Source organism: Bradyrhizobium sp. PRIMUS42, from assembly GCF_023006515.1.
In the GTDB taxonomy this organism is placed as follows: domain Bacteria; phylum Pseudomonadota; class Alphaproteobacteria; order Rhizobiales; family Xanthobacteraceae; genus Bradyrhizobium.
Genome location: NZ_JALBGZ010000251.1, coordinates 1 through 8,241, shown reverse-complemented (window position 1 = coordinate 8,241; position 8,241 = coordinate 1). Strand labels below are relative to the sequence as shown.

The 8,241-nt window shown below is 63.6% G+C and carries 6 protein-coding genes and 1 pseudogene; 3 read left to right on the top strand and 4 right to left on the bottom strand.

The window, feature by feature from the left end:
* Positions 1 to 90 (bottom strand): annotated as a pseudogene (locus tag MOV75_RS19365) (heme ABC transporter ATP-binding protein CcmA); the annotation flags it as partial.
* A gap of 240 nt (positions 91 to 330) precedes the next feature.
* Here MOV75_RS19365 and acnA point away from each other — a divergent pair.
* The 3 genes from acnA to MOV75_RS19350 all read left to right on the top strand — a co-directional run bounded on the left by acnA (position 331) and on the right by MOV75_RS19350 (position 5,031).
* Positions 331 to 3,051 carry an aconitate hydratase AcnA gene (acnA, locus tag MOV75_RS19360; RefSeq protein ID WP_246927137.1) on the top strand — a complete coding sequence of 907 codons (2,721 nt, stop codon included), beginning with the start codon at positions 331 to 333 and terminating at the stop codon, positions 3,049 to 3,051.
* A 235-nt stretch (positions 3,052 to 3,286) separates the two neighbouring features.
* A complete protein-coding gene (locus MOV75_RS19355) occupies positions 3,287 to 4,063 on the top strand; it encodes a thioredoxin family protein (RefSeq protein ID WP_246927139.1) in 777 nt (258 codons plus the stop codon).
* Positions 4,064 to 4,659: 596 nt separating this feature from the next.
* Entirely contained in the window at positions 4,660 to 5,031 is a 372-nt protein-coding gene (locus MOV75_RS19350) for a DUF2794 domain-containing protein (RefSeq protein WP_246927141.1), read from the top strand.
* A 222-nt stretch (positions 5,032 to 5,253) separates the two neighbouring features.
* Here MOV75_RS19350 and MOV75_RS19345 read toward each other — a convergent pair whose 3' ends face one another.
* From MOV75_RS19345 to MOV75_RS19335, 3 genes are all read right to left on the bottom strand, one after another.
* Positions 5,254 to 5,784, bottom strand: a complete 531-nt coding sequence (locus MOV75_RS19345) for a GNAT family N-acetyltransferase (RefSeq protein ID WP_246927143.1) — start codon at positions 5,782 to 5,784, stop codon at positions 5,254 to 5,256.
* Between the two features lie 216 nt (positions 5,785 to 6,000).
* Positions 6,001 to 6,792, bottom strand: coding sequence for a Bax inhibitor-1/YccA family protein (locus MOV75_RS19340; protein WP_246927145.1), 792 nt, complete (start codon positions 6,790 to 6,792; stop codon positions 6,001 to 6,003).
* Between the two features lie 280 nt (positions 6,793 to 7,072).
* On the bottom strand, positions 7,073 to 8,241 hold a 1,169-nt coding region (locus MOV75_RS19335), incomplete at its 5' end, for an ABC transporter permease (RefSeq protein WP_247006398.1).

The window sequence follows — 8,241 nt, the reverse complement described above, 5'->3', positions numbered from 1 at the left end:
GGCTTCGCCCGCGACAGCCGCGAAACCGAGCCCGGCAAACACCTCGCGGCCGCCGCGCACGCAGGCGACCCCGTGTCCGGAGAGCCGCATCTCGCCTCGTTTCAAGTCACTCAAAGCCGGGCCTCAGGAAAACTTGGGGTAGCGCATGGGAATTTTTGGCTCGCGATTGCTGCGGCACGATTGTGGCTGTGGCGGTGCGGTTAGAAAGCTTCTATAAGCCCGGAACTACTTGATGCAGCAACTCAACCTGCCCCTGCAAGCGGCCCAGCCTGATACGCTGACGGTGTCAAGATACCCTGCCGGGTATAACTAACCATTGGGATTTCCTACATGACCTCGCTCGACAGCTTCAAATGCAAAAAGACCCTCAAGGTCGGCGCCAAGACCTATGTCTATTACAGCCTGCCCACGGCCGAGAAGAATGGTCTGAAGGGAATTTCCAAACTTCCCTATTCGATGAAGGTCCTGCTCGAGAATCTGCTGCGCAACGAGGACGGGCGTTCGGTCAAGAAAGAGGACATCGTCGCCGTCTCGAAATGGCTGCGCAAGAAATCGCTGGAGCATGAGATCGCTTTCCGCCCGGCGCGCGTGCTGATGCAGGACTTCACCGGCGTGCCCGCGGTGGTGGACCTTGCCGCGATGCGCAACGCGATGCAGAAGCTCGGCGGCGATGCTGAGAAGATCAATCCGCTGGTGCCGGTCGATCTCGTCATTGACCACTCCGTGATCGTGAACTTCTTCGGCGACAACAAGGCTTTCGGCAAGAACGTCGCCGAGGAATACAAGCAGAACCAGGAACGCTACGAGTTCCTGAAGTGGGGCCAGAAGGCGTTCACGAACTTCTCCGTCGTGCCGCCCGGTACCGGCATCTGCCACCAGGTCAATCTCGAATATCTCTCCCAGACGGTCTGGACCAAGAAGGAGAAGATGACGGTCGGCAAGAAGACCGGCACCTTCGAGGTCGCCTATCCCGATTCGCTGGTCGGCACCGATTCCCACACCACCATGGTCAACGGTCTCGCCGTGCTCGGCTGGGGCGTCGGCGGCATCGAGGCGGAAGCCTGCATGCTCGGCCAGCCGCTGTCGATGCTGCTGCCCAACGTCGTCGGCTTCAAGCTCAAAGGCGCGATGAAGGAAGGCGTCACCGCGACCGACCTCGTGCTGACTGTGACGCAGATGCTGCGCAAGCTCGGCGTCGTCGGCAAGTTCGTCGAGTTCTTCGGCCCCGGCCTCGACAATCTCTCCGTCGCCGACAAGGCGACCATCGCCAACATGGCGCCCGAATACGGCGCGACCTGCGGCTTCTTCCCGGTCGATGCCGCCGCGATCGATTATCTCAAGACGTCGGGGCGCGCCGCGCCGCGCGTCGCGCTGGTGCAGGCCTATGCCAAGGCGCAAGGGCTGTTCCGCACCGCCAAGTCGGCCGATCCGGTGTTCACGGAAACGCTGACGCTCGACCTTGCCGACGTCGTGCCGTCGATGGCCGGTCCGAAGCGTCCTGAAGGCCGCATCGCGCTGCCGTCGGTTGCCGAAGGCTTTTCGCTTGCGCTCGGCACCGAGTACAAGAAGGGCGAAGAGCCGGCGAAGCGCTTTGCCGTCGAAGGCAAGAATTTCGAGATCGGCCATGGCGACGTCGTCATCGCCGCCATCACCTCCTGCACCAACACCTCGAACCCGAGCGTGCTGATCGGTGCCGGCCTGCTGGCGCGTAATGCCGCCGCGAAGGGCCTGAAAGCAAAACCGTGGGTGAAGACCTCGCTCGCCCCGGGCAGTCAGGTCGTCGCGGGCTATCTCGCCGATTCCGGTCTGCAGAAGGATCTCGACAAGGTCGGCTTTAACCTGGTCGGCTTCGGCTGCACCACCTGCATCGGCAATTCCGGTCCGCTGCCTGAGGAGATCTCGAAGTCGATCAACGACAACGGCATCGTCGCGGCTGCCGTGCTCTCCGGCAACCGCAACTTCGAAGGCCGTGTCTCGCCGGACGTGCAGGCGAACTATCTGGCGTCGCCGCCGCTGGTCGTCGCCCACGCGCTCGCGGGCAGCGTCACCAAGAACCTCGCGGTCGAGCCGATCGGCGAGGGCAAGGACGGCAAGCCGGTGTATCTCAAGGACATCTGGCCGACGACCAAGGAGATCAACGCCTTCATGAAGAAGTTCGTGACCGCGTCGATCTTCAAGAAGAAGTATGCCGACGTGTTCAAGGGCGACGCCAACTGGCGCAAGATCAAGACCGTCGAGAGCGAGACCTATCGCTGGAACATGTCTTCGACCTACGTGCAGAACCCGCCTTATTTCGACGGCATGAAGAAGGAGCCGGAGCCGGTCACCGACATCGTCGAGGCGCGCATCCTCGCCATGTTCGGCGACAAGATCACCACCGACCACATCTCGCCGGCCGGCTCGATCAAGCTCACCTCGCCCGCGGGCAAATATCTCAGCGAGCATCAGGTGCGCCCCGCCGACTTCAACCAGTACGGCACGCGCCGCGGCAATCATGAAGTGATGATGCGCGGCACCTTCGCCAACATCCGCATCAAGAACTTCATGCTCAAGGGCGCCGACGGCAACATTCCGGAAGGTGGCCTCACCAAGCACTGGCCCGACGGCGAGCAGATGTCGATCTACGACGCCGCGATGAAGTACCAGCAGGAGCAGGTGCCGCTGGTGGTGTTCGCCGGTGCCGAATACGGCAACGGCTCCTCGCGCGACTGGGCTGCCAAGGGCACGCGGCTGCTCGGCGTGCGCGCCGTGATCTGCCAGAGCTTCGAGCGCATCCATCGCTCCAACTTGGTCGGCATGGGCGTGTTGCCGCTGACGTTCGAGGAAGGTACCTCCTGGTCGTCGCTCGGCCTCAAGGGCGACGAGAAGGTCACGCTGCGCGGCCTCGTCGGCGAACTGAAGCCCCGCCAGAAGCTGACCGCGGAGATCGTCTCCGGAGACGGCTCGTTGCAGCGCGTTTCGCTGCTTTGCCGCATCGATACGCTGGACGAGCTCGACTACTACCGCAACGGCGGTATCCTGCACTACGTGCTGCGCAAGCTCGCGGCCTAAGCGCGGATTTGTGAACGGTGGCTCACTGCGAAGTGAGTAGAAGGTTAAACGAAGGCGGCCTATCACAAGGCCGCCTTCGTGCGTTTGCGGCATGCTCTAGATGGGCCCGCCCGGCGGAAAACCTCCCTTTGGACGGTTTGCCTGGGCGGTCGAGTGTGTCGCGCCCCGTAAGACTACGGTGACCATCCGGCGATAAGATCTCCCTTCCCACGAGCAATGGTGTGCGGCGTTCGACATGACAACAATGACGGCTTCTCATCTGGTTTCACGTTGGTCCGGTGCCCTCTGGTCGGGCGCTATCGGCATCTGTGCGATCGTCGCTGTCATCCGTCCTGCGCAGGCTGATCCCCGCGCCGTTGTCGAATTGTTTACTTCGCAGGGCTGCTCCTCATGTCCGCCCGCCGACCAGATCATCGGCGATCTCTCCAAAGACCCGTCGATCATCGCGCTGAGCATGCCGATCGATTATTGGGACTATCTGGGTTGGAAGGACACGCTGGCGGATTCGCGCTTCTCTGCACGCCAGCGTGCCTATTCGCGCATGCGCGGCGACCGTGAGGTCTATACGCCGCAGGTCGTGGTCAACGGCTCGACTCACGTCATCGGCAGCGACCGTACCGGTATCGAGAATGCCATCGGCAAGACCGACAAGGGCGCCGGCGTGATGAGCGTGCCGGTGACGATGTCGCTCGCGGGCAAGCAGATCAACGTGTCGGTGGCCGCGAGCAACGAGCCGGCAGCCTCGCATGGCGAGGTCTGGATCTGTTCGATCGCCAAGTCGGTACCGATCGCGATCACTCGCGGCGAGAATCGCGGGCAGCAGGTCACCTATCACAACGTGGTGCGCAACCTGCTCAAGGTTGGTGACTGGACCGGGCGTTCGGAAAGCTGGACGGTGCCGATCGAGAACCTCACGCGCGACGGCGTCGACGGCGCGGTGGTCTACGTCCAGGATGGCAGCCGTGAGAAGCCCGGCCCGATGCTGGGCGCGGCGTACACGTCGCTGCACTGATTCGAATTTCTCTCTAGCGCTACGCCCGTTCTAACTCCTCATGGTGAGGAGGCGCGTTGGCGCGTCTCGAACCATGAAAGGCCCGCGCTGATGCAGCGTCGCCTTTCATCCTTCGAGACGCGCGCAAGAGCGCGCTCCTCAAGATGAGGAGAGCGAGTCTTCGCGCGGATGTTTGGAGAGAAGGTCGGTCGCGGCCGGAAACATTCCGACACAAACAAAAAAGGACCAACTTGCGTTGGTCCTCCTTGTTGCGCGTACAGACCCGATCCTGTTCGACCCCGGGGGGCTGGGGGCTGAGGAATCCGGAACCGAAAGGACCGGGTCAACGCACATGAGTCTTTTCGCAATGCAGGGCGGCAGTCGCTGGGCGGAAAAGCGGCGAGAGTATGATTCCTGCTAACGATCCCGTGACGGTTTGCCGCGAGGAAGTTCCACTCCTGCGTGTGCGCCAATTCCAATAAGTTGAGCAGGCGAGTTCCATCAAGAGCCTTGCGGCGGGGAACGGTTGGCGCAATCATATCACTGTCATGATCCGCGGCTCCGGGGACGGTTTTCGCGGAGGCGATCATGCCATGCGACGAGGAGGCGCGCTTCCCATGAGTCTGTCGGAGGATGCTGATCCGAGCGAGCAGCGCGCGGCGGCGCGTCCTGTCGCAGCCAGCGCCCAGCAGCCGAACCGGGTCACCTTCAACCGGCTCGAGCTGCACCGCATTCTCAATCTTTACGGCCGCATGGTCGCCGACGGCGAGTGGCGCGATTATGCCATCGACTTCCTCAGGGATCGCGCCGTGTTCTCGGTCTATCGCCGTGCCTCGGAAGTGCCGATCTATCGCATCGAGAAGGATCCGCGGCTGGCGCGCAAGCAGGGCATGTACAGCGTGATCTCGGCGACGGGCTTGATCCTGCGCCGCGGCCACGAGCTGGAGCGCGTGCTGCTGGTGATCGATCGGAAACTGGCGGTGGTCTAGCCACGCGTCCGGTGCCGTAGGATGGGCAAAAGCGCAACGCGCCGTGCCCACGTCCTTTCTCGATCGCCGCAAATCGTGGGCACGCTACGCTTTGCCCACCCTGCGGCAGCGATGATGAGACGAGGTCTTCGTAGCCCGGATGAGCGAAGCGACATCCGGGACCCTTCTTGCACCGTTCCCGGGTATCGCTGCGCTCACCCGGGCTACGGGAGCTGACCGACCCTACTTCCCCGGCACCGTGCTCGCGCCCTCGCCGAGGTCGCGCTGCATCATCACCGTGTCCAGCCAGCGGCCGAATTTCAGCCCGACACTGGGATGCGTGCCGATCATCTTGAAGCCGCCTTTGGTGTGCACGCCGATCGAGCCGGCATTGGCGGAATCGCCGATCACCGCGATCATCTGGCGGAAGCCGCGCGCCTCGCATTCGGTGATCAGCCGCTCCAGCAGCAACGAGCCGACGCCGCGACGGTGGAAGGAGGGGTCGAGATAGATCGAGTTCTCGACCGTGAAGCGATAGGCCGGCCGCGGCCGGTAGGCGCCGGCATAGGCATAGCCCGCGACGCGTCCGTCGAGGATGGCGACGAAATAGGGATAGCCGCCGTCGACCAGCGCGCGATAGCGGCGCGTCATCTCCGAGAGTTCTGGCGGCTCCAGCTCGAACGTCGCGGTGCCCTCGCGGACGGCCTGCTGGTAGATGGCGGTGATGGCGGGAAGGTCGGCCTCGGTGGTGGGCCTGATTTCAGGTGCGGACATGGGTGCGAGATTAGAGCCTTCCCGCGGGCGCTGGAAGGGGCAACGACGCATCCACATGCTCCGTCATTGCGACGAGGCAATCCAGAGATGCGCCCGCGGAGGCGCTCTGGATTGCTTCGCTGCGCTCGCAATGGTGGTGTTTGTGGGGGCAGCCGGCCCCCAAACAAAAACCCCGGCCTTTCGGCCGGGGTTCATGCCGTTCACTCGGTTGATCGCTTAGTCGCGCTGGCCGAGGAGCTGCAGTAGCAGCGTGAACAGGTTGATGAAGTTCAGGTACAGCGACAGCGCGCCGGTGATGGCCGCACGCTCCGCGATCTCACCGCCGGCCGAAGCGTAGCCGTAGATGTAGTCGTTCTTCAGCCGCTGGGTGTCCCAGGCGGTGAGGCCCGCGAACACCAGCACGCCGACCACCGACACGATGAACTGCAGCATCGAGCTCGCCAGGAACAGGTTCACCAGGCTCGCGATGATGATGCCGATCAGGCCCATGAACAGGAACGAGCCCATCCCGGTCAGGTCACGCTTGGTGGTGTAGCCGTAGAGGCTGAGCGCGCCGAAGGTCGCCGCGGTGATGAAGAACACCCGAACGATCGAGGTGTGCGTGAACACCAGGAAGATCGACGACAGCGAGATGCCCATCAGCGCCGCGAATACCCAGAACAGGATCTGGGCGGTCGAGGGCGCGAGACGGTTGATGCCCGCCGAGATCACGAACACCATGGCGAGCGGGGCGAGCATGAACAGCCACTTCAGCGGGCTGACGAACATCGCGTAGCCGAACGGCGTCAGGAACAGCTTGCCGACGCGGACGGCGTCCGCGGTCGGCACGTCCGTCACGGCAGCCATGTAGACGCCGAGCGCGGCAAGGCCGGTGATGGCCAGGCCAATGCTCATGTAGTTGTAGATGCGCAGCATATAGGCGCGCAGGCCGGCATCGACCGTCGCGGCGTCAACACGCCCGGCGGCCCTGCCGAAAGGAGAAGCGTAGTTACGGTCTAGGTCCGACATGGTCGAATTCCCGTTGGTTGGTCCGGTCCGGCATGAGGGTCGCCACGCCGCCGGTTCGTCAAATTCTATCTCGGATACCGACGCCAACCGACTAAATTTTGGCTAACAATCGGGGCTCCGAACCCATTCGATATGTGGGAAACTAACACATTCGCTGCAACCTTCCACGCGCGGCTGAATGTCGCCCTTGGCGGCAATCCTGACGCGAGCCTGACGAGCGGTGTGGTTAATTGCGGAAACCGGGGGGATTCCGCCCGGCTTTATCCTCCGCTTCAATTTGTCACAAATTCCGCAACACCGTGGCGGGCTTTTTGTTCAACGCCAGCAGCGTGCCGGCAAGCCCGAGCCCGACCGTGACGACCAGGGCGGCCGCCACCACGCCCGCCGCGCTGCCGGCCTGCCAGACGAAGCTCAGCGTCATCAGCCGAGTCACGATCATCCAGGCCGCGATGCTGCCGGAGATCACGCCGAACAATGCGGTGGCGAGCCCGATCAGGAGATATTCGAGCGCATAGGCCCCCAGCAGCCGCAGCCGCGTCGCGCCCAGCGTCTTCAGGATCACCGCATCGTAGACCCGGTGGCGATGGCCGGCGGCGAGCGCCCCGCCCAGCACCAGGATCGCCGAGATCAGGGTCACGGCGCTGGCGCCGCGAATGGCCAGCGCCAGATTGGTCACCACCGAGCCGACCGTCTCCATCACCTCGCGTACGCGCACGCTCGTCACCATCGGGTAGGCGTCGGCGACCTGCTTGATGATCTTACCATCGCCTGCCGCATTTCCGCCCGCTTCCGTCAGCGTCGCGATGTGGGTGTGCGGCGCGCCCTTGAAGGCGTTCGGCGAGAACACGAGAACGAAGTTGATGCCTAGTCCCTGCCAGTCGATGGTGCGCAGATTGCCGATCTTGGCCGGAATGTCGCGGCCGAGCACATTGACCACGACCTCGTCGCCGAGCTTGAGGCCCAATCCGTCGGCGATCTTCTTCTCCATCGAGACCAGCGGCGGGCCGGAATAGTCCGCGCTCCACCATTCGCCCTCGACCACCTTGGAACCCTTCGGCAGCTCGCCGGTATAGGTCAGGCCTCGGTCGCTCTGCAGCACCCATTCGGAATCGGTGGTCGGCTTGAGCTCCTCGGCGCGAACGCCGCGCGCGGCGACGATGCGTCCGCGCAGCATCGGCACGTCCTCGACCTTCGCACCCGGCGCGATCTGGCGCAGATAGAGGTCGAACTGCTCGGCTTGCGTGCTCGGAATGTCGATGAAGAAGAACGACGGCGCCTGATCGGGGAGCGCCGCGAGGAACTGCCGGCGCAGATTGCCGTCGATCTGGGTGATGGTCACGAGCACGGCGAGCCCGAGCCCCAGCGACAGCACGACGGACGGAGTCAGCGCACCCGGCCGGTGGATGTTGGCGATCGCAAGCCGCAGCATCGGCAGCCGTGTCCGCGGCA

Bases quoted from the DNA above. Each gene is read 5' to 3' on its own strand.
- acnA (WP_246927137.1), top strand. From the start codon at position 331: ATGACCTCGCTCGACAGCTTCAAATGCAAAAAGACCCTCAAGGTCGGC.
- MOV75_RS19355 (WP_246927139.1), top strand. From the start codon at position 3,287: ATGACAACAATGACGGCTTCTCATCTGGTTTCACGTTGGTCCGGTGCC.
- MOV75_RS19350 (WP_246927141.1), top strand. From the start codon at position 4,660: ATGAGTCTGTCGGAGGATGCTGATCCGAGCGAGCAGCGCGCGGCGGCG.
- MOV75_RS19345 (WP_246927143.1), bottom strand. From the start codon at position 5,784: ATGTCCGCACCTGAAATCAGGCCCACCACCGAGGCCGACCTTCCCGCC.
- MOV75_RS19340 (WP_246927145.1), bottom strand. From the start codon at position 6,792: ATGTCGGACCTAGACCGTAACTACGCTTCTCCTTTCGGCAGGGCCGCC.